At 67.2% G+C, this 19,004-nt stretch carries 18 protein-coding genes; 1 reads left to right on the forward strand and 17 read right to left on the reverse strand.

Annotated features, from left to right (window positions below):
• Positions 1 to 30 precede the first annotated feature (30 nt).
• The 10 genes from BLW83_RS10215 to BLW83_RS10260 all read right to left on the reverse strand — a co-directional run bounded on the left by BLW83_RS10215 (position 31) and on the right by BLW83_RS10260 (position 9,305).
• The gene (locus tag BLW83_RS10215; protein WP_090848089.1) at positions 31 to 732 is read right to left on the reverse strand and encodes an ABC transporter ATP-binding protein; all 702 of its coding nucleotides are present in this window, start codon (positions 730 to 732) and stop codon (positions 31 to 33) included.
• Positions 725 to 1,465, reverse strand: coding sequence for an ABC transporter ATP-binding protein (locus BLW83_RS10220; protein ID WP_090848090.1), 741 nt, complete (start codon positions 1,463 to 1,465; stop codon positions 725 to 727). The genes BLW83_RS10215 and BLW83_RS10220 overlap by 8 nt, the downstream gene beginning before the upstream one ends.
• Positions 1,458 to 2,441 (reverse strand): branched-chain amino acid ABC transporter permease, encoded by a 984-nt coding sequence (locus BLW83_RS10225; RefSeq protein WP_090848091.1) that lies wholly within the window; start codon positions 2,439 to 2,441, stop codon positions 1,458 to 1,460. The genes BLW83_RS10220 and BLW83_RS10225 overlap by 8 nt, the downstream gene beginning before the upstream one ends.
• Positions 2,438 to 3,307, reverse strand: coding sequence for a branched-chain amino acid ABC transporter permease (locus tag BLW83_RS10230; RefSeq protein WP_090848092.1), 870 nt, complete (start codon positions 3,305 to 3,307; stop codon positions 2,438 to 2,440). Before BLW83_RS10230 ends, BLW83_RS10225 begins: the two co-directional genes overlap by 4 nt.
• Positions 3,308 to 3,368: 61 nt before the next feature.
• Positions 3,369 to 4,592 (reverse strand): ABC transporter substrate-binding protein, encoded by a 1,224-nt coding sequence (locus BLW83_RS10235; protein WP_090848093.1) that lies wholly within the window; start codon positions 4,590 to 4,592, stop codon positions 3,369 to 3,371.
• A gap of 57 nt (positions 4,593 to 4,649) precedes the next feature.
• On the reverse strand, positions 4,650 to 5,264 hold the full coding sequence (leuD, locus tag BLW83_RS10240; RefSeq protein ID WP_090848094.1) for a 3-isopropylmalate dehydratase small subunit: 615 nt from the start codon (positions 5,262 to 5,264) through the stop codon (positions 4,650 to 4,652).
• The gene (gene leuC, locus BLW83_RS10245; protein ID WP_245728770.1) at positions 5,261 to 6,655 is read right to left on the reverse strand and encodes a 3-isopropylmalate dehydratase large subunit; all 1,395 of its coding nucleotides are present in this window, start codon (positions 6,653 to 6,655) and stop codon (positions 5,261 to 5,263) included. Before leuC ends, leuD begins: the two co-directional genes overlap by 4 nt.
• 109 nt (positions 6,656 to 6,764) lie before the next feature.
• Complete coding sequence (locus tag BLW83_RS10250; RefSeq protein WP_090848096.1) at positions 6,765 to 7,688, reverse strand: polysaccharide deacetylase family protein; 924 nt, start codon at positions 7,686 to 7,688, stop codon at positions 6,765 to 6,767.
• Complete coding sequence (locus BLW83_RS10255) at positions 7,688 to 8,626, reverse strand: polysaccharide deacetylase family protein (RefSeq protein ID WP_245728772.1); 939 nt, start codon at positions 8,624 to 8,626, stop codon at positions 7,688 to 7,690. Before BLW83_RS10255 ends, BLW83_RS10250 begins: the two co-directional genes overlap by 1 nt.
• Position 8,627: 1 nt before the next feature.
• Positions 8,628 to 9,305, reverse strand: a complete 678-nt coding sequence (locus BLW83_RS10260) for an isochorismatase family protein (protein WP_090848097.1) — start codon at positions 9,303 to 9,305, stop codon at positions 8,628 to 8,630.
• Between the two features lie 163 nt (positions 9,306 to 9,468).
• Here BLW83_RS10260 and BLW83_RS10265 point away from each other — a divergent pair, with 163 nt between their 5' ends.
• Positions 9,469 to 9,870: a nuclear transport factor 2 family protein gene (locus tag BLW83_RS10265; RefSeq protein ID WP_090848098.1), complete on the forward strand. Its 402-nt coding sequence runs from the start codon at positions 9,469 to 9,471 to the stop codon at positions 9,868 to 9,870.
• Positions 9,871 to 9,903: 33 nt separating this feature from the next.
• On the opposite strand, the gene BLW83_RS10270 is transcribed toward BLW83_RS10265, so the two are convergent.
• From BLW83_RS10270 to paaG, 7 genes are all read right to left on the reverse strand, one after another.
• The gene (locus BLW83_RS10270) at positions 9,904 to 13,098 is read right to left on the reverse strand and encodes an error-prone DNA polymerase (protein ID WP_090848099.1); all 3,195 of its coding nucleotides are present in this window, start codon (positions 13,096 to 13,098) and stop codon (positions 9,904 to 9,906) included.
• Positions 13,099 to 13,174: 76 nt separating this feature from the next.
• Positions 13,175 to 14,698: a Y-family DNA polymerase gene (locus BLW83_RS10275; RefSeq protein WP_090848100.1), complete on the reverse strand. Its 1,524-nt coding sequence runs from the start codon at positions 14,696 to 14,698 to the stop codon at positions 13,175 to 13,177.
• Positions 14,613 to 15,359, reverse strand: coding sequence for an ImuA family protein (locus BLW83_RS10280; protein WP_090848101.1), 747 nt, complete (start codon positions 15,357 to 15,359; stop codon positions 14,613 to 14,615). Before BLW83_RS10280 ends, BLW83_RS10275 begins: the two co-directional genes overlap by 86 nt.
• A 282-nt stretch (positions 15,360 to 15,641) precedes the next feature.
• Entirely contained in the window at positions 15,642 to 16,241 is a 600-nt protein-coding gene (locus tag BLW83_RS10285) for a TetR/AcrR family transcriptional regulator (protein ID WP_090848102.1), read from the reverse strand.
• 117 nt (positions 16,242 to 16,358) lie between these two features.
• Entirely contained in the window at positions 16,359 to 17,669 is a 1,311-nt protein-coding gene (gene paaK / locus BLW83_RS10290) for a phenylacetate--CoA ligase PaaK (protein ID WP_090848103.1), read from the reverse strand.
• A 12-nt stretch (positions 17,670 to 17,681) separates the two neighbouring features.
• Positions 17,682 to 18,131, reverse strand: coding sequence for a hydroxyphenylacetyl-CoA thioesterase PaaI (paaI, locus tag BLW83_RS10295; RefSeq protein WP_090848104.1), 450 nt, complete (start codon positions 18,129 to 18,131; stop codon positions 17,682 to 17,684).
• Position 18,132: 1 nt separating this feature from the next.
• Entirely contained in the window at positions 18,133 to 18,921 is a 789-nt protein-coding gene (gene paaG, locus BLW83_RS10300) for a 2-(1,2-epoxy-1,2-dihydrophenyl)acetyl-CoA isomerase PaaG (RefSeq protein WP_090848105.1), read from the reverse strand.
• Positions 18,922 to 19,004 lie beyond the last annotated feature (83 nt).

The following is a 19,004-nucleotide window of genomic DNA, read 5'->3' on the forward strand; positions in this document are numbered from 1 at the left end:
CGGGCGACCGGCGGGTGCCGGCCGCCAGCCTCACAGGCCCAGATAGGCCTGCCGCAATTTCGGATCGGCCAGCATTTCGGCGGCGGTGCCCTGCATGACCAGCTGCCCCTGTTCCAGCACATAGGCCCGCCCGGCGACACCCAGCGACTGCATGACGTTCTGTTCGACCAGCAGCACCGCGACGCCTTCGGCATTGATCCGGGTGACGAGCGCGAACATTTCCTCGACCAGCAGCGGCGACAGGCCCAGCGACGGCTCGTCAAGGATCAGCAGCCGCGGTTCCGACATCAGGCCGCGCCCGATGGCCAGCATCTGCTGCTCGCCGCCCGACAGCGTGCCGGCAAGCTGTTCCAGCCTTTCGGAAAGCCGCGGAAAGATCGCGCAGATACGGTCGAAATTCTGCCGCTTGCGCGCGCCGGCCCGCCGGAACGCCCCCAGTTCCAGATTTTCGGCCACGGTCAGGTTGGGAAACACCTTGCGCCCCTCGGGCACCTGCGCGATGCCCATCGCCACGATCTCGCGCGGGCGCCGGCCGGTCAGCCGCTCGCCGTCAAAGCGCACCTCGCCCGCACTGGGCACAATGAAGCCGCTGATGACATTGTTCAGCGTGGTCTTGCCCACCCCGTTCGAGCCAAGCAGCGCCACGATCTCGCCGGGGCCGATCCGCATGTCGATGCCGCGCAGCACCGCCATCTGCCCGTAGCCGGCATGGATTCCGGTGATCTCAAGCATGTTCGGCCTCTTGCAGTCGGGCGGCGGCGCCGTGGCCCAGATAGGCCTCGACCACCGCCGGGTCGCGCACCAGCTGCCGCGGCGTGCCCTGCGCGATCATCTTGCCGTAGTTCAGGACATAGGCGGTCTCGGCCAGGCTCATCACCGCCTGCATGACATGTTCGATCATCAGGAAAGTGTGCCCCTCGTCGCGGATCTGGCGGATGATGCCGACGATCTCGGTGACCTCGGTGGGGATCAGCCCGGCCATCACCTCGTCCAGCAGCAGCAGCTTTGCGCCGGTGGCCAGCGCGCGGGCGATTTCCAGCCGTTTGCGGCCAGCGATGGTCAGCGAACTGGCCGGGCGGTCCAGCATCGCGCCCATGCCCAGCCTTTTGCCGATGGCGCGGGCCTCGGCCATGGCATCGCGGCGGTTGTCATGGCGCAGATAGGCACCGACGGCGATGTTTTCCTGAACCGTCAACCCGGCAAAGGGCTGCACGATCTGAAAGGTCCGCACCATGCCCAGCCCACAGATGCGATGCGGGGCCATGCCGGTGATGTCCTGCCCGTTCAGGCGCACGCTGCCGGAATCGGCGCGGGTAAAGCCGGCGATGATGGTAAAGCAGGTGGTCTTGCCGGCGCCGTTCGGCCCCAGCAGGCCGACGATCGCGCCTTCGGGCACGTCGAGCGAGGCATCCGACACCGCCACCAGCCCGCCGAACCGCTTGGTCAGGTTGCGAACCTCAAGCATCGTCACCCCCCTTTCGGCCAAAGGCGCCGATCCGCGCCGCCAGCCCCATGATGCCTTGGGGCAGGAACCGCAGCGCCACGATCAGCACCACCGCGTAAAGCACGAAATTCAGGCCCGGCGCGTTGTGCAGCGCGGTCTTGGCACCCTCGCCCAGCAGATGCAGGCCCAGCGTGCCGACCAGCGGCCCCCAGACCGTGCCCGCGCCGCCGATGATCGGCCCGATCAGCGCCACCACCGAAATCGCGACCCCGTAAACCACCGCGGAATCGATGAACAGCCACAGTTGCAGATAGATCGCGCCTGCCAGCCCCCCGAACGCGCCCGAGATCGCCATGGCGGTCACCTTGACGCGATAGGTGTCGATGCCCAGCGCCCGCGCGGCGTCCTCGTTCTCGCGCACGGCGACCAGATAGGCGCCGAAGCGGGAATATTTCAGCCATGCGGTCAGCGCCATCACCAGCGCCACGATGGCCAGCAGCAGCGTATAGGTCAGCACCCGGTCCTTGTTGAACTGCAGCGCCGCCACCCCCGGCTCGATGGCCAGTTGCAGCCCGCGCCCGCCGCCGGTGATGTTGAACGAGGCCGCGCAGATGCGCAGCACCTCGGCAAAGGCCAGCGTGACCAGCGCGAAATACGAGCCCTTCAACCCATAGCGGAACGACAGCGCCCCGATAAAGCCGCCCATCAGCGCGCCCGCCATGATGCCGGCGCCAAAGGCCAGCCAGGCATTGACGCCGAACTGCACCTGCAACACCGCCGAGGCATAGGCGCCGGTGCCATACATCGCCGCATGGCCAAAGGACGACATGCCGCCAAAGCCGCCGGTCACGTTCCAGGACAGCGCCACTATGGTCATGGCCAGGGCGTTGATGGTAAAGCCCATCCACACCTGCGAGGGCATGACATAGACCGCCCCCAGATAGGCCAGAACCGCCACGACCAGCGCGACCTGCCCATACGAAGCAAGACGCATCATGTCGGCTTCCTTCCCAAAAGCCCGGCAGGCCGGAACAGCAATGTCAGGATAAAGGCGACGAAAATGCCGATCTGGCCCAGGCTTTCGCCCAGAAACAGCCCGCCCAGCGCCTCGATGACGCCCAGCGCCAGCCCCGCGACCAGCGCGCCCGGCAGGCTGCCCATGCCGCCCATCACCACCGTGGTAAAGGCGACCAGCACAAAGGTATAGCCGACCTGCGGCGTGGCGTAGAATGTCGGCAGCAGCAGGCAGGCGGCCAGCGCCACGCAGGCGGTGCCGATGCCAAAGGTCAGCGCATAGGTGTGGTTGACGTCGATGCCGACGATCTCGGCCCCGCGCTTTTCGATCGCCACCGCGCGGATGGCCGAGCCGGTGCGGGTGCGGGTCATGAACAGCCACATCAGCCCGGCCACCAGCAGCGCCGCGAAAAACGCGATGACGCGGCCCTTGGTCAAATAGGCACCCAGCACCTCGACCGTGTCCCAGGCATAGGGGATGTCGACCGTGCGGGTGTTCGACGTCCAGAAAAACAGCGCCAGATTGTCGATCACCAGCGACAGCGCCAGCGTGACCAGCAGCACGTTCTGTTCGGACCCCGCGCTCATCGGGGCGATCACCACCCGTTGCAGCAGATAGCCCAGCACGAAAAACGCCGGCACCACGAAGATGATCGCCAGATAGGGGTCGATGCCCAGATATGAAAACAGGAAATAAGCCGCATAGAGGCCCAGCATCAGCAGGCTACCATGGGCAAAGTTGATGATATGCAGAACGCCGTAGATCAGGGTCAGGCCAAGCGCGATCAGCGCATAGACCGCCCCCATCGTCAGGCCGTTCAGAACGGCTGGCAGGATCAGGCTGGACATGGGTGCATGCTCTCAGAGACGTGGCGGCCCCCGCCGGGCAAGCCGGCGGGGACCGGGTGGCTCAGCCCGCGGCGGGGCGCGGGAACACCGGCTCGGCGGTGGCGTATTCGGCGGGGAAGATCACCTCGATCTTGTCGCCGCGCACTTGCAGGTTCACCGGCGCCGCGCTCACATTGTCGCCGTTGACGAATTTGGTCGGGCCGTAGGGCATGATCGAATCCGCATAATCGGACGCCGCCAGCGCCTCGATCATCTTGAGCCGATCGTCCGAGGCCCCCCGTTCCAGCGCGTCGGCCACGACCTGGATCGTGGCATAGGCCACCATCACGTCATAGGTCATGTCCAGCCCGGCGGCGGCCACGCTGGCGGCCAGCGCCTGCGATGCCTCTTTCTTGGGGTCATACCAGTGGTTGCAGTCGATGACATACTGGGCCAGATCGTTGTTTTCGCGCACGAACTTGATGTTCGAGGCCGCGCCGCCCAGCACCGAATAGATCGCCATCAACTCGACCCGCTGCTGTTGCAGCGCCCGCGTCATCAGCGTGTATTCGTTGATGTAGTTCGAGGGGATGATGATGTCGGCCTTGGACGCCTTGACCCGCAGGGCGATGTTGTTGAAATCGCGATGCGGGGTCGGGTGGGCGATGCGCTCGACCACGGTGATGCCCTGATCGGGCAGGGTCTTTTCGATCAGGTCGGCCATGCTGGTCCCGAAGGGGCCGTCCTCGTGGATGATGGCCGCGGTCTTGACCGGATTGCCCGCCCCGTCGTTGAGCAGCTTGAGGTTGTCCATCGCCACCGCGGTGATCTTGTTCACCCCCGGGGTATAGCGGAACACGTTGTGCAGCCCGCGCTCGACGATGGCTTCGGCGGTGCCGACCGAGAACACCTGCGCCAGATCGTATTTCGCCGCCGCCTGCGACGAGGCCAGCCCAAGGGCCGAGGCGCTGGCGCCGGTAAAGGCGCATACGCCCGCCTCGGCCAGCGTATCGACGGCGGCGGCCGCGACCTCGGGCCGGCTTTCGGCATCGACGATCACCAGCTCGATCTGCGCGCCGCCCATGCTTTTGATGCCGCCGGCGGCGTTGATGGCCTCGGCGGCGAATTTCGCCCCGGCGGCGCATTGGGTGCCGTTATAGGCGAGGTTGCCGGTCAGCGGCTCAAGCACGCCGATCTTGACCACCGGGGTCTGCGCGCGCAGGATCGAGGGGCTGGCAAGCCCGCTCAGCAGCGCCATGGCCCCGGATGCCTTCAGCAGGCCGCGGCGGTTGATATAATGGGTCATCGTGGTTTCCTCCCTGGTGTTGTCAGCCCGCTGGGCCGAACTTGGTTCGCATCGGTCTTACCGCCCCAGCCACGGGTTCGCGGCGATCCGCGCCGTCTCGAAGGCGCGGATTTCGTCCATATGGGTCATGGTCATCTCGATCTCGTCCAACCCTTTCAGGATCGCCTCGCGCGAAAAGGCGGGGATGGAAAAATCGTGGCTGCCCAGATTGCCCGGCAGGGTCACAAGCCCGGCTTCGAGATCGACGGTGATGACGGCGCCGGGATTGTCGGTCAGGTGATCGGCCAGCGCCGCGCAGGTCTCGGGCGGCAGGCGCACCGGCACCAGGCCGTTTTTCAGCGCGTTGCTGTGAAAGATGTCGCCGAAACCCGGCGCGATCAGCGCCCGGATCCCGGCATCGGCCAGCGCATAGACCGCCCCTTCGCGCGACGAGCCGCAGCCGAAATTATCCTCGACCAGCAGGATTTTCGCGGCCTCGGCGCCGGGGCGGTTCAGCGGGAAATCCGGGTCCAGCTCGCCCGCGGCATCGCGGCGGATGTCGTGAAACAGGAACTTGTCATAACCCTCGGCGCGGTCGGCCTTGATGAAGCGCCCCGGAATGATCTGGTCGGTGTCGCAATTGAGGCCGGGCACGAAAACCGCCGGCGCGGTCACACGGGTGAAAGGTTTCATGGCGCATCCTCCATCAGGCGGCGCACGTCGGTCAGCCGGCCGGTGATCGCCGCCGCCGCCGCCATGGCCGGCGACAGCAGATGCGTGCGCGCGCCCGGTCCCTGCCGGCCCACGAAATTGCGGTTCGAGGTCGAGGCGCAGCGCTCGCCCCGCCCCACCACATCGCCATTCATCGCCGCACACATCGAGCAGCCGGAATGGCGCCACTCGAACCCGGCCTCGCGGAAGATCGCGCCCAGCCCCTCGGCCTCGGCCTGATCGCGCACCCGGGTCGAGCCGGGCACCACCATCGCCGGCACCACCGCCTTGCGCCCGCGCAGGACCGCGGCGGCGGCGCGCAGATCCTCGATCCGCGCATTGGTGCACGAACCCAGAAACACCCGGTCGATGGGCAGCCCGTCCAGCGGCGTTCCCGGCGTCAGGCCCATGTATTCCAGCGCCTTGGCCGCCGATTTGCGCTTGTCGTCATCCGCCATGCCCGCCGGGTCGGGAACCCGCCCGGTGATCGGCACCGCATCGTCGGGGCTGGTGCCCCAGGTGACCATCGGCGCGATGGCGGCCCCGTCCAGCGTGATCTCGCGGTCGAAAACCGCGCCCTCGTCGCTGGGCAGGCGCTGCCATTTTTCCACCGCCCCGTCCCATTCCTGCGCATCGGGGCCGTAAAGCCTGCCTTGCAGATAGCGAAATGTGGTCTCGTCGGGGGCGACCATGCCCAGCCTTGCGGCAGCCTCGATCGACATGTTGCAGATGGTCAGCCGCCCCTCGATCGACAGGTTGCGCACCACCGGCCCGGCATATTCGATGGCATGGCCCACCGCGCCGGCCGCACCGATACGGGCGATCAGGGTCAGCACCACGTCCTTGGCGGTGACGCCGGTGCCCAGCCTGCCCTCGACCGTGACCCGCATGGTTTTCGGGCGCATCTGCCACAGGGTCTGGGTGGCCAGGACATGGGCGTTTTCCGACTGGCCGATGCCGAAGGCCATCGCACCCAGCGCGCCCTGCGTCGAGGTGTGGCTGTCCGAACAGACGATGGTCAGCCCCGGCAGGGTGATGCCCTGTTCGGGCGCCACCACGTGCACGATGCCCTGTGCCGGATCACCGATGCCGAAATGGCGCACGCCGCCCCAGCCCATATTGGCGTCGAAGGTGCGGATCATCCGCTCGATCGCCGGGGTGGCCGCATCCTCGGGGCGGCGGCCAAGCGTGGGCACATAGTGATCGGCGATGCCGAACACCTGCTTTGGCCGGCGCGGCGCCAGCCCGCGCCGCTTGAGATCGGCAAAGGCGTGAAAGCTGCCCTCGTGGATCAGGTCGCGGTCGATATACAGCAGCGACGGCCCCGAGGGATGGCGCAGGATCTCATGCGCCGCCCAGATCTTTTCGAACATTGTCCGCGGTGCGGGGGGCCGGGGGTCGGTCATTCGGGTCGTTCCTGTGTCTGGCGCCGCTGGCCGCGGCGATGGCCCGCGCGGGATCTCGCGCGCGGGCCGGGGCCGGTCATTCCTGACCGGCAAAGGCCGTGGCGATTTCGCCTGCCGGGGCGGTCCACACGCCGTCATGGGCCAGCATGTAGCCCAGCGCCTCGCGCAGATATTCCACCCGATAGGGCATCCCCGAGACCCAGCTGTGCAGCGGCACGCTCATCACCCGGCCGCCGTATTCGGCGCTTTCGCGATACAGCACGTCAAAGCGGTCCTTGACCTGCTGCACCCATTCCGGTTCCGAGTGGAAATATTCGCTGGCCACCACCCGGTCGTCGGTCTCATAGGCCAGCGGCATCGCCAGCAGCGGCCCCTGCGCGGTGCGCATTTCATAGGGCAGGTCGTCGTTGGCCCAGTCGAGACACCAGCGCACGCCGTTGCGGGCCAGCAGCTCGGGGGTGTTGAACCCCTGCGCGCGCCCGGGCGACAGCCAGCCCTCGACCGCCTGCCCCGAGCCTGCGCGCAGCAGCCGCAGCGCCTGGGCGATGATCGCGTCCTCGTCGGCCTCGGTCAGGCCCGAGTGGTGGACCTTGCCCATGTCCAGCCCGTGGGCCACCACCTCGTGCCCGCCCTCGACCACCGCCCGCACCACCGCCGGATAGCGCGCGGCAATGCAGCCGTTGATCGCGAAACTGCCGCGCAGCCCCATGTCGGACAGCAGCCGCAGGATGCGGAACACGCCCAGCCGGTTGCCATAGTCGCGGTTGGTGAAATAACGAAAATCCGGATAGGGCATCGACAGCGCGCCCGGCGCCTTGAAGGGTTTCGCCGGCATGTCCAGCGGGAAATGCTGCACATGGGTGACGATGGACAGCGCGATGCGCGCGCCGCCCGGCCAGCGGATCGGCTGGCGCTGGAACATGTCGGACCAATCGTAGCGGTCGTGGTCCATGCCGTAGCGGCGGGCGGGATAATCCAGATAGCTGTCGGGCATGGGCATCAGCGCGCCCCCCCTGCATGTGCGGCCGCGGCGGCGGTCATCGCGTCATAGGCGCCGCTGGCGTGATAGGCGGCGGCGATCTCGCGCCCCGTCGCCTGCCAGACACCGTCATGGCCGGCGATATAGGCGATGGCCTCGGCAAAGGCGTCGATCCGATGCGGCTGGCCGACCAGATAGGGATGCAACGGGATGCACATCACCATGCCGCTGTCGTCCGATTCCCGGTAAAGCTGGTCGAACTGGCGGCGAATGATTTCGCCGTAATGGCGGGGCGTCACCTTGTGGCTGTTATAGACGATCACGTCGTTCATTTCCAGCGAGTAGGGCATCGAGATCAGCCGCCCCGACGCCACCTTGACCGGCATCGGCTGGTCGTCGTGGAACATGTCGCAAGTATACTGGATGCCGGCTTCGGCCAGAATATCCATGGTCCACAGGTTGTTGGACAGCGCCGGCGACAGCCAGCCCGCCAGCTCTTGCCCGGTATGGTTGCGGACCGTGTCGAAGGCGTCGCGGATGATCTCGCGCTCTTGCTCGATGGTCATGTTATAGACATAGCGGGTGTTGTAGATGCCGTGGGAAAAGAACTCCCACCCCCGGTCGGCGCAGGCGCGGATGATTTCGGGGTGGTGGTCGCACAGCGCCACGTTCAGCGAGACCGAGCCGCGAAATCCCGCCCGGTCCATCGCCGCCATCATCCGCTGCCAGCCGGCGCGGTTGCCGTAATCGCGGTGCGAATATTGCAGCACATCCGGGTTGGGCCGCCCCCAGGGGGTGCGGGTCGGATTGTCGGGCGGGTCGTATTCGTAGAACTCGATGTTCGGGGCGATCCACACCGCCAGCTTCTTGCCGCCGGGCCAGGTGATTTTCGGCCGCCCCGGCCAGGGCAGATAGTCGTAAAGCCCCAGATCGGCCTGCATTTCCGGCTGGCCGGTCATCTCAGCAATCCCCGGGCTGAAAGGATTCATACCATTCGATGGCCTCGGCCACGGGGATCACATCGCCGTATTTCACCGAAATATCGTAGAGATTGGCGAAATGCGGGCTTTCATGCTTGTCGGCCACGCATTCCTCGGGGACGATCACCCGATACCCGCGCGAGATCGCATCGACCACCGTCGCGCGCACACACCCCGAGGTGGATCCCCCCGTCAGCACCACAGTATCGCATTGATGCCAGACCATCAGCGATTGCAGGTTGGTTTCATGAAACGCCGAGGCCATGCGCTTGTTGATGACGATGTCCTTGACGCGATCGACATCCAGCCGGGGGTCCAGTTCCGCCCGGCGCGAACCCACCTTGATGTTCTGTAGCGAATCGGGGGTGTCGGTGCGGGTGCCCCAGACCCCGCAATCCTCGCCCGATTCCATATAGGCGACATAAGTCCAGGTGATCGGCAGCCCCTTGGCGCGGGCCAGGGTGGACAGGTGGTTGACGTGATCCACCTGCCGGGGGTCGGTTTCATACGCCGTCGCGAATTCGCCGACGCCGGTATAGGAAAGTTGCAGGTCGATATGGATCAGCATGGGCTTGCGACCAAAGCCAAAGCGGCGCCGGGTCGGGTTGGCCTTGGCATGTTCGTAAAGCTGGCGGGCGGTCAGCGATGACGTTTCCATGTGATCTCCTCTGCTTGCGCGCCGTGTGCGGGCGCGACCCGGTGGGGTCCGCGACCCGCATGGGCGCCTATGCTGCATATTGTTATTCCTTTAAGTCATTTGTAAAGTATCTTTTGCGCAGCGGCGAGGTCCGGGACGCACACGCAACCTGAAGGATAGTCAGATGACGCAACCCACCGATGCCGTCGCGATCTGCGAGGCTTTTCTGATCGCGATGGAAAAACGCGACCTTGATCTGGCGCGCAGCTTTGTCGCCGCCGATGCGCTTGAGATGGTGTTTCCCGGCGGGGCCCGATTCGACAGCATCGACGCGATGGTCGCCGGCGCCGCCACCCGCTATCGCTTTGTCGGCAAGCATTTCGACCGCCGCGACAGCTGGACCACCCCCGAGGGCGAGAGCGTGCTGATCGCCGGCCGGCTGTATGGCGAATGGCTGGACGGCTCGACCTTCGAGGACATCCGCTTTGTCGACCTGTTCGACCTGCGCGACGGCAAGATCTGGCGCCAGCATGTCTGGAACGACATGGGCGAATACAAGCTCAAGGCGCTGTCCGCGCAGGGGTGATCCGCAGCCCCCGGGGCTGGCGGCCAGGATATGTCAGCGGAAATCCCGGGTCGGGACGCGGATCGAATCTGGGGGGCGGCAGGGCAGTGTCTCGGGCAGCCTGGTTTCCCTTGTGGCGGACAGGGTGCCGTGTTCGCCGACGCTGGCAAGCTCGGGTGAAAGATCGGTGATGCGCTGGGCGACCAGATGCACCACCCCGTCCGCGCTCTGGATGCGGCCGGCGACGGCGATCATGCCGGCAGACAGGATGACGCGGCGGTATCGCTCGAACAGCTTCGGCAAGACCACCACGTTGGCGATGCCGGTCTCGTCCTCAAGCGTGATGAACATCACCCCCTTGGCCGAGCCGGGGCGCTGGCGGACAAGGATGATCCCGGCCGCCTCGACCCGGCGGCGGTTGTCCGCGCCCATGGCCGCGGCGCAGGTGACGATGCGGCGGCGAGCCAGATCGGCGCGCAGAAACGACACGGGATGGCGGCGCAGGCTCAGGCCGGTGTGGCGGTAATCGGACACCACCTCGCGCCCCGCGGGCATCGGACGCAGGGTCGCGGGCGGCTCTGCCATCTCGGGCAGCATCGCGCCCTCGTGCCGGGCGGCGGCGGCGGCGAACAGCGGCAGTTCCTGATGGCGCAGGCCGCGGATCGCCCATAGCGCCTCGCGCCGGGCAAGGCCGAGGGCGGGGCGAAAGGCGTCGGCCTCGGCCAGGGCGGTCAGGGCCGTGACGGGCACGCCTGCCCGGCGCAGCAGCTCGTCCACCGAGGCGAAGGGCCGGTCCCCCCGCTGGCGCGCGATGGCTTTGCCATGGGCCTTGGACAGCCCCCGGACCATGCGCAGCCCCAGCCGCACGGCAAACCCCGTCCCCGCCGGTTCCAGCGTGCAGTCCCAGTCGCTGGCATTGACGCAGACCGGGCGGATTTCCACCCCGTGTTCGCGGGCGTCGCGGACGATCTGCGCGGGGGCATAGAACCCCATCGGCTGGCTGTTCAGCAGCGCCGCGCAGAACACATCCGGGTGGCGGCATTTCAGCCAGGCCGAGGCATAGGCCAGCAGCGCAAAGCTGGCGGCATGGCTTTCGGGAAACCCGTAAGAGCCGAAGCCTTCGAGCTGCCGAAAGATGCGTTCGGCGAAATCCGCCGGGTAGCCGCGCGCGACCATCCCGGCGACCAGCCTGTCGCGGAAATGCGCAATCCCGCCCGCGGATTTAAAGGTCGCCATGGATTTGCGCAGCAGGTCGGCCTGACCGGGGGTAAAGCCCGCACATTCGATGGCGACGCGCATCGCCTGTTCCTGGAACAGCGGCACGCCATAGGTCTTGCCCAGCACCTTTTCCAGTTCCGGCATGGGGTAGACGACCGCTTCCTGCCCGTTGCGGCGGCGCAGATAGGGATGCACCATGTCGCCCTGGATCGGACCGGGGCGGACGATGGCCACCTGGATCACAAGATCGTAATATTCGCGGGGCCGCAGCCGCGGCAGCATCGTCATCTGCGCCCGGCTTTCGATCTGAAAGGTGCCCAGCGTGTCGGCCTTGCAGATCATGTCATAGGTCGGCCCGTCGTCCTGCGGGATCGTCGCCAGATCCAGCCGCAGCCCCTTGTGGTCGGCCAAGAGCTTCAGCCCCCGTTTCAGGCAGCTGAGCATCCCCAGCGCCAGCACGTCCACCTTCATGAAGCGCAGGGCGTCGATGTCGTCCTTGTCCCATTCGATGATCTGGCGGTCCGCCATCGCCGCCGGCTCGATCGGGACCAGATCGTCCAGCCGGTCACGGGTCAGCACAAAGCCGCCGGGGTGCTGCGACAGATGCCGGGGCGCGCCGCGCAGCTGGGCGGCCAGTTCCAGCGTCAGCCGCAGCCGGCGGTCGTGGGCGTTGAGGTTCAGTTCCGCCAGTTCGCGCGCGCCGATGCCGTCGTTCCAGCGCCCCAGCTGGCTGGACAGCGTCGCGATCAGATCCTCGGGCAGGCCCATCGCCTTGCCCACGTCGCGCAGCGCGCCTTTCGAGCGGTAGCGGATCACCGTGGCGGTCAGCGCGGCGCGGTCGCGGCCATAGTGATCAAAGACCCACTGGATCACCTCTTCGCGGCGCTCATGCTCGAAATCCACGTCGATGTCGGGCGGCTCGCGGCGTTCCTCGCTGACGAAACGCTCGAACAGCAGGTCGATGTGGCCGGGGTCGATCGAGGTGATGCCCAGCACATAGCAGACCGCGCTGTTCGCCGCCGAGCCGCGGCCCTGACACAGGATACCCTGCGCGCGGGCATGGCGCACGATGCTGTCCACCGTCAGGAAATACGGCGCATAGTCCAGCCTGCCGATCAGCGCCAGCTCATGGCGCAGCGTGGCCGCCACCTTGTCGGGAATGCCGGCGGGATAGCGCCCGGCGGCGCCCTGCCAGGTCAGATGCTCAAGCGTTTCCTGCGGGGTCAGCGCGGGGTCGTCGCGTTCTTCGGGGTATTGATAGCGCAGCTCGTCAAGGCTGAACCGGCAGCGGTCGGCGATTTCCAGCGTGCGGGCCAGCGCCTCGGGCCAGCGCGCCAGCAGGCGGTGCATCTCGGCCGGGGGTTTCAGATGGCGGTCGGCGTGGCGTTCGCGGCGCAGCCCCAGCGCGTCGATGGTGGTGTTGTGGCGAATGGCGGTGACCACGTCCTGCAACTGCCGCCGCCCGGGGTCGTGAAACAGCACGTCGTTGGTGGCGACCGTGGCCACGCGGAACCGCTGCGCCAGCTGCGACAGTTCCCACAGTCGCAGCTGGTCGTTCGGCCGCCGCCGCAGGGTCAGCGCCAGATAGGCGCGGTCGCCGAACACCTCGCGCAGGCGGCGCAGCCGCAGGGCGCAGGCGTCGTCGGCCAGATCGGGGACCAGCACCGCCAGCAGCCCCTGCGCACTGGCGGCCAGATCCGGCCATTCCAGATGGCAGCCGCCCTTGCCCGCCCGCGATTTACCCAGCGACAGCAGCCGGCACAGCCGCGACCAGGCCGGGCGGTCGGTGGGATAGACCAGCACCGACATGCCGCAGGCCAGGTCCAGCCGGCAACCGACCACCAGCCGCACCCCGGTTTCCCGTGCCGCCTCATGCGCGCGGACGATCCCGGCAAGCGTATTGCGATCCGCGACCGCCAGCGCCTCGATCCCCATCGCGGCGGCGGTGGCGAACAGCTCGGCCGCCGACGAGGCTCCGCGCAGGAACGAAAAATGCGAGGTCACCTGCAATTCGGCATAGCGCAGGGTCATGGGCGCCCCCCGTAGGGTGCGTGTTCACACGCACCGTTCCCGCGACCATGCCCGCGATCCTGTCCGGCGCACCGATTCATCCGAACACCCCGTGCAGGAACCAGCGGTGCGAGCCGGTGGCCGCATCCTCGCCGTCGCCGGCGCGAAAGATCCAGAACCGCGCGCCAGAGTCGTCCTCGACGCGGAAATAATCGCGCACCGCGGCCAGTTCGGCGTCGCGTTTCCACCACTCGCCAAAGATGCGCTCGGGGCCGTCGGCGCGGCGCACCAGATGGCGGGCGCCGCGCCAGCGAAACCAGTGCGGCGGATGATCGGGCAGCAGCGCCATGGTCTCGATCGGGTCGGGATGCGTCAGCAGGCGCGCGGGCCGGGGCCAGTGGCCGGGCCAGCCGGCGCCGCAGTCCCCGGCCAGAGGCGGGATGCGGCGCACGGATCTTTCCGGCACATCGCTGGCGACCGGCGCGAAACGATAGACCGCCCCCGCCCCGACCCGGTTGGACAGCCGGTCGATCAGTCCCGACAGATCCGGCTCGGCCTGTTCGACCAGCGCGCTGGCCGATTGCCGTTCGGCCAGGGGCTGGGCCAGGATCGCCGCCAGCGACATGATCTCGATCCCCGGCCCGGGATCGATGGTCTCGATCCGGTCGCAAAGCAGCCGGGCCAGCCGACGAGGGTCGCGCACCGGGCGGGCAAGCCCCACGCGGACAGGCTGCACGGTGCCGTCGATCCGGTGGCACAGCAGGTCAAGGCGACGCGCGCCCAGCCCACGTTCGGCAAGCAGGGCGCAAAGGGCATCGACCAGCCGGGCGATATGGCGCGCGATGGTTTCAGCGGCGGCGATCGGTTCGGCAAAGCTGCACCGGGCCTCGATCGGATCAGAGGCACGCAGGGGAATGATGGGCTCGACCGCCCGCCCCAGCGCCTGATCCAGCCTGCGGCAGGGTTCCGGGCCGAAACGGCGGGTCAGCGGCGCGCGGGGCTGGCCGACAAGATCGCCGATACAGGCAAGGCCCAGATCATGCAGCCCGTCGCAAAGCGCCGGCGGCAGCCGCAGGGCCTGCACCGGCAGCGGCGCAAGCATCGCCCCCGCGGTGCCGGGGGCGGCGACCAGCACCGGATCGGCCCGATAGCGCGCCAGCGCATGGGCCGCGCCCCAGCTGTCGGCGATGGCGGCCCGGGCGGTCACGCCGGCAAGGGCCAGCCGCCCGACCAGCGCGTCCAGCATCGGGGCCTCTCCGCCGTGCAGGTGATCGGCGCCGGTGGAATCGATCACGATCCCGTCGGGCGCATCGACCGCCACCACCGGCGCGATCCGCTGCATCAGCCACAGCGCCAGACGTTCCAGCCCCCTGGCATCGGCCCGCGGGTCGGCCGGCACGACGGCCAGCCCCGGCACCAGCGCCTGCGCCTTGGCCAGCGCCATTCCGGCCCGCAGCCCCAGCGCCTGCGCGCGCCCGTCCACCGCCATCACCACCCGGCGGCTGCCGTCCCGGCCCGCAATGACCAGCGGCGCCTCAGCCGGGGGCGCGGCGCCGTCCGCCTGCCGCCGCAGCCGGTCCACCGGCCATGTCGGCAGGAAGACCGAGATGACCCGTGCCATCACATGCCTCCAGTTCGATTTCAAAGCCTTCGCCGGCGCGGGCGCGGACCAGCTCGATCCGCCAGCGCGCACGGCCCACGCCGGGCACCGGCAGCGGGGCCGAGGGCAGCGCCGAAACCCGCCAGCGCGTCATCGCCGCCGTCGGCTGCCCGAAATCGCCATCCGCACCCGGTCCCCATCGCCGCAGCGCAAGACACAGCGTGCCGCTTTCCCGCGCGGCCAGATGCAGCCGGCGCGAGGCCACCATCGGCAGCCGGGCGATATCGCCGATCACCGCGCCAAGCCCGCCGTGGCGCAGCCCTTCCTCCATGCAGGCCAGCACCGCCCTGTCGTCCCCGGCCTCGACATGGATCACCCGGTCGGGCGGCAGGCCGGATTGTTCCAGCCCCGGCGCGAACAGATCCTGCCGCGCCACGCACCACAGCACCCCGCCCCGCGTGCGCGCGGCAATCCCTGCCACAAAGCCGGTGGCCGCCGCACCGTCCCCCTGCCCCGCGACCTCGTGCAGACACCCCAGCGCCAGCCCGCCGCCGGGCAGGCTGCGGTCAAAGGGCGCGATCCCGAAAGGCAGCACCTGGGGCCGTGCCGCATCCCCGGCCTCGATCCGCGCGATGCGGGCACGAAGCGCCACGAGGGCGGGGCTGAGAGGTCGGCTGGACATGCGAGAATGGCGCCTTCTGATCTTGCATCGACTGATTCCGCCAGTTAGTTCCCTGTTTGTTCCTATCAAGGGAGAGAGTCAATCTGCCGCTCGGCTGATGTGATCGCGTGATCCAGATGGTTGCCGCAGCCGGCGGCCGGGCGCATCGCCGCCGCCATCCCCGGCCCTCGGGACCGAGGATCGGGGATCGGGGATCGTGGACCGGCAGCGCCGGCCAGCGCGACCTTGGACATGATCAGGGAAAACCCGCACCGGCGCCGGGCCGGTCCTGAGTCCCGCGCCTCAGCGGACCGCCCTGATTCCTTCAAGAATCAGGGTCGTGGCCACATCGGCGTAATCCTCGCGCGAGATGCGGCCGCCATCCTTGAACCACATATACATCCAGTTCATCATCCCGAAAAGCGACATGGTGACCGGGGTCAGCAGCGGGCGGCTCTTGTCGTTCAGGTCGGGATTGATCTGGTCCAGCACCACCGAAAAGCGCCGCACGATCTGGCGTTCCAGCGTCAGGATTTCAGCCTTTCGATCATCCGAAAGGGCCGAGGTGGCATTAAGCTGGACCTTGTGCTGATTATCGGCACCCCGATAGTTTTCCAGCACGGCGCCGACCAGCCGGCGCAGCCGCTGATCGGGGGGCAGGGCCGGATCATCGGCCGCTTCCACGGCTGAATCCAGCTCTTGCAGGTGGGTCAGGATGATCGCAAAGATCAGCGCGTCCTTGCTGGGGTAGTAGTGATAAAGCAGCGCTTTCGAAACCCCCGCATGGGCTGCGATCTGCGACATGGACGCCTTGTCCATGCCCTGCTCGGCAAAAACCTGGGCAGCGTTGTCCAGAATGCCGCGACTTTTTTCCTCGAAATCCTGTGCCCGTGTCCGAGCCATGACCGTCACTTTCCTGAGTGCAGGGCGCGCGCCACTCCTGCGAGACCCGGAGAAAGCACGGCTTTTTCCGCTTCTAGCGGCTGCGCGGGCGACTGTCACGCCCGCGCAGATCCTGCGTCATTCTTTCGGGCGGTTGTCCACCACGCGTTTTGCCTTGCCGTCGGACCGGGCGACCGAGTGCGGATCGCAGACCTCGACCCGGCTTGAAACCCCGACGATCGACTTGATGTGATGCGCCAGATCCCTGGCCGACTTGGCCCGCGCGTCCTCGGCGCTGTGGTCGGGGGTGCATTCGACATGCACGACCATGTTGTCCATCCGGCCCGAACGGCTCAGTTCGATCTGGAAATGCGGCGTCAGACCCCGGCATTTCAGGATCTGTTCCTCGATCTGGGTCGGAAAGACATTGACGCCGCGCAGGATGATCATGTCGTCGGACCGGCCGGTGATCTTTTCGATGCGGCGCATCGACCGGGCGGTGCCGGGCAGCAGGCGGGTCAGGTCGCGGGTGCGATAGCGCACCATCGGCAGGCCCTCTTTGGTCAGCGTGGTGAACACGAGTTCGCCCATCTGGCCGTCCTCCAGCACCTCGCCGGTCACAGGGTCGATGATCTCGGGATAGAAATGATCCTCCCAGATATGCAGCCCGTCCTTGGTCTCGACGCATTCCTGCGCGACGCCCGGCCCCATGACCTCGGACAGGCCGTAAATATCGACCGCGTGCATGTCAAAGGCGTCCTCGATTTCCTCGCGCATGGCGTTGGTCCATGGCTCGGCGCCGAAGATCCCGACCTGCAACGAGCTTTGCCGCGGGTCCAGCCCCTGGCGGCGGAATTCGTCAAGGATCGACAGCATGTAGCTGGGCGTCACCATGATGACGCGCGGCTTGAAGTCGTTGATCAGCGTCACCTGGCGTTCGGTCATGCCGCCCGAGATCGGGACCACGGTGCAGCCCAGCCGCTCGGCGCCGTAATGCGCGCCGATGCCGCCGGTGAACAGCCCGTAGCCATAGGCGTTGTGCAGGATGTCGCCCGGACGCCCGCCCGCCGCCCGGATCGAGCGCGCGATCAGGTTCGCCCAATGGTCGATGTCGGCCTGGGTATAGCCCACGACGGTCGGCTTGCCGGTGGTCCCGGACGAACCGTGGATGCGCACCAGCCTGGACTGCGGCACGGCAAATATCCCAAAGGGATAGTTGTCTCGCAGGTCCTGTTTCACGGTAAAGGGGAATTTGGCGATGTCCCGCAGGGTCTTGAGATCCTCGGGATGCACGTCATGTTCGATAAAGCGGTTGCGATAGAACGGCGAATTTTCAAAGGCGTGCTTGAGCGACCGCTTCATCCGGTGGAATTGCAGCGCCTCGATTTCATCGCGCGAGGCGATCTCGATCGGGTCGAGATCCTGTTTGCGCGGGGTCAGGTCTTCCATAATCGTCCTCCCTCAGATTGCAGTCGCGGGCGTCCCCTCGGGCGCCAGCAATGTCCCCTTGACCGTGCGCGAATGGCCGCGGAATTCGGCAATGATCTCGTCATTCTGGTTGGTCACGGTCACGTCATACAGCCCGCCTCGTCCCCGGCGCGAAATTTCGCGGGCGGTGGCGGTCAGCCGGTCGCCCCTGAAGGCGGGGGCAAGATAGGTGATCGCCGCTTGCTGGCCGACCGAACGCTGGTCGACGGTGTTGCAGGCAAAGGCGAATGCGCTGTCGGCCAGCATGAAGATATAGCCGCCATGGATGGTGCCGTGGCCGTTGGTCATCTGCCCGGTCACGGCCATCGACAGCACCGCCATGCCGGGGCCGATGCGGTCAAGCACCATCCCAAGGCGCTGCGAGGCGCTGTCGTCCGTCCACAACGCCGCGGCGCAGGCTTCGGCAAGTTGCTGCGGGGTCATGTCATTTCCCCTGGAACCTGGCCGGGCGTTTTTCGAGGAAAGCCGTGACGCCTTCGGCATAATCGGCGCTGCGGCCGGCAGCCTGCTGGCAATCGCGTTCCAGATCGAGCTGTTCGTCAAGGCTGTTGGTCGCCGCGGCCTGGACCAGCCGCTTGGTCAGGCCAAGGCCGAGGGTCGGCCCGGCCGCGAGGCTGCGGGTCAGCGCGTTCGCCTGATCCATCAGCGCGCCGTCGTCCACGGCTTTCCAGATCAGCCCCCATTCGGCGGCCTTTTCCGCCGTCAGCGGTTCGGCGGTCAGCGCCAGCGCCTTGGCGCGCGGCTCGCCCAGAATGCGGGTCAGGCTCCAGCTGCCGCCCGCATCGGGGATCAGGCCGATTCTGGCAAAGGCCTGGATGAATTTCGCCGATTTCGCCGCCAGAACGATGTCGCAGGCAAGGGCGATATTGGCGCCCGCCCCGGCCGCCACCCCGTTCACCGCGCACACCACCGGCTTTTCCAGACTGCGAATCAGCCGCAGATTCGGGTTGTAGAAACGGTCCAGCGTCTCGCCCAGATCGGGGGCGGGGCCGCCCTTTCTGGGGTCGCGGTCGCCCAGATCCTGCCCGGCGCAAAAGCCGCGTCCGGCGCCCGTCAGCAGCACCGCGCGCACCTGCGCATCGTCGTGGGCGCGCTGAAAACCCGCCCGCAGGGCAAGATGCATGTCCTCGTTAAAGGAATTCAGCTTGTCAGGGCGATTCAGTGTAAGTGTCAGGACACCGTCGGCAAAAGCCGTCAGGATGGTTTCGGACATGGACTCTCTCCCTCTCCCCCGAATTCACGGGGCCTCGCAAATTTCTGTTGCATAAACCGACCGGCCGGTCAATGATAAAGCCA

The organism is Paracoccus alkenifer (assembly GCF_900108405.1).
Lineage (GTDB): Bacteria > Pseudomonadota > Alphaproteobacteria > Rhodobacterales > Rhodobacteraceae > Paracoccus > Paracoccus alkenifer.

Excerpts from the sequence above, each read along its gene's own strand:
- BLW83_RS10215 (WP_090848089.1), bottom strand. The coding sequence starts at position 732 with ATGCTTGAGATCACCGGAATCCATGCCGGCTACGGGCAGATGGCGGTG.
- BLW83_RS10220 (WP_090848090.1), bottom strand. The coding sequence starts at position 1,465 with ATGCTTGAGGTTCGCAACCTGACCAAGCGGTTCGGCGGGCTGGTGGCG.
- BLW83_RS10225 (WP_090848091.1), bottom strand. The coding sequence starts at position 2,441 with ATGATGCGTCTTGCTTCGTATGGGCAGGTCGCGCTGGTCGTGGCGGTT.
- BLW83_RS10230 (WP_090848092.1), bottom strand. The coding sequence starts at position 3,307 with ATGTCCAGCCTGATCCTGCCAGCCGTTCTGAACGGCCTGACGATGGGG.
- BLW83_RS10235 (WP_090848093.1), bottom strand. The coding sequence starts at position 4,592 with ATGACCCATTATATCAACCGCCGCGGCCTGCTGAAGGCATCCGGGGCC.
- leuD (WP_090848094.1), bottom strand. The coding sequence starts at position 5,264 with ATGAAACCTTTCACCCGTGTGACCGCGCCGGCGGTTTTCGTGCCCGGC.
- leuC (WP_245728770.1), bottom strand. The coding sequence starts at position 6,655 with ATGTTCGAAAAGATCTGGGCGGCGCATGAGATCCTGCGCCATCCCTCG.
- BLW83_RS10250 (WP_090848096.1), bottom strand. The coding sequence starts at position 7,688 with ATGCCCATGCCCGACAGCTATCTGGATTATCCCGCCCGCCGCTACGGC.
- BLW83_RS10255 (WP_245728772.1), bottom strand. The coding sequence starts at position 8,626 with ATGACCGGCCAGCCGGAAATGCAGGCCGATCTGGGGCTTTACGACTAT.
- BLW83_RS10260 (WP_090848097.1), bottom strand. The coding sequence starts at position 9,305 with ATGGAAACGTCATCGCTGACCGCCCGCCAGCTTTACGAACATGCCAAG.
- BLW83_RS10265 (WP_090848098.1), top strand. The coding sequence starts at position 9,469 with ATGACGCAACCCACCGATGCCGTCGCGATCTGCGAGGCTTTTCTGATC.
- BLW83_RS10270 (WP_090848099.1), bottom strand. The coding sequence starts at position 13,098 with ATGACCCTGCGCTATGCCGAATTGCAGGTGACCTCGCATTTTTCGTTC.
- BLW83_RS10275 (WP_090848100.1), bottom strand. The coding sequence starts at position 14,698 with ATGGCACGGGTCATCTCGGTCTTCCTGCCGACATGGCCGGTGGACCGG.
- BLW83_RS10280 (WP_090848101.1), bottom strand. The coding sequence starts at position 15,359 with ATGTCCAGCCGACCTCTCAGCCCCGCCCTCGTGGCGCTTCGTGCCCGC.
- BLW83_RS10285 (WP_090848102.1), bottom strand. The coding sequence starts at position 16,241 with ATGGCTCGGACACGGGCACAGGATTTCGAGGAAAAAAGTCGCGGCATT.
- paaK (WP_090848103.1), bottom strand. The coding sequence starts at position 17,669 with ATGGAAGACCTGACCCCGCGCAAACAGGATCTCGACCCGATCGAGATC.
- paaI (WP_090848104.1), bottom strand. The coding sequence starts at position 18,131 with ATGACCCCGCAGCAACTTGCCGAAGCCTGCGCCGCGGCGTTGTGGACG.
- paaG (WP_090848105.1), bottom strand. The coding sequence starts at position 18,921 with ATGTCCGAAACCATCCTGACGGCTTTTGCCGACGGTGTCCTGACACTT.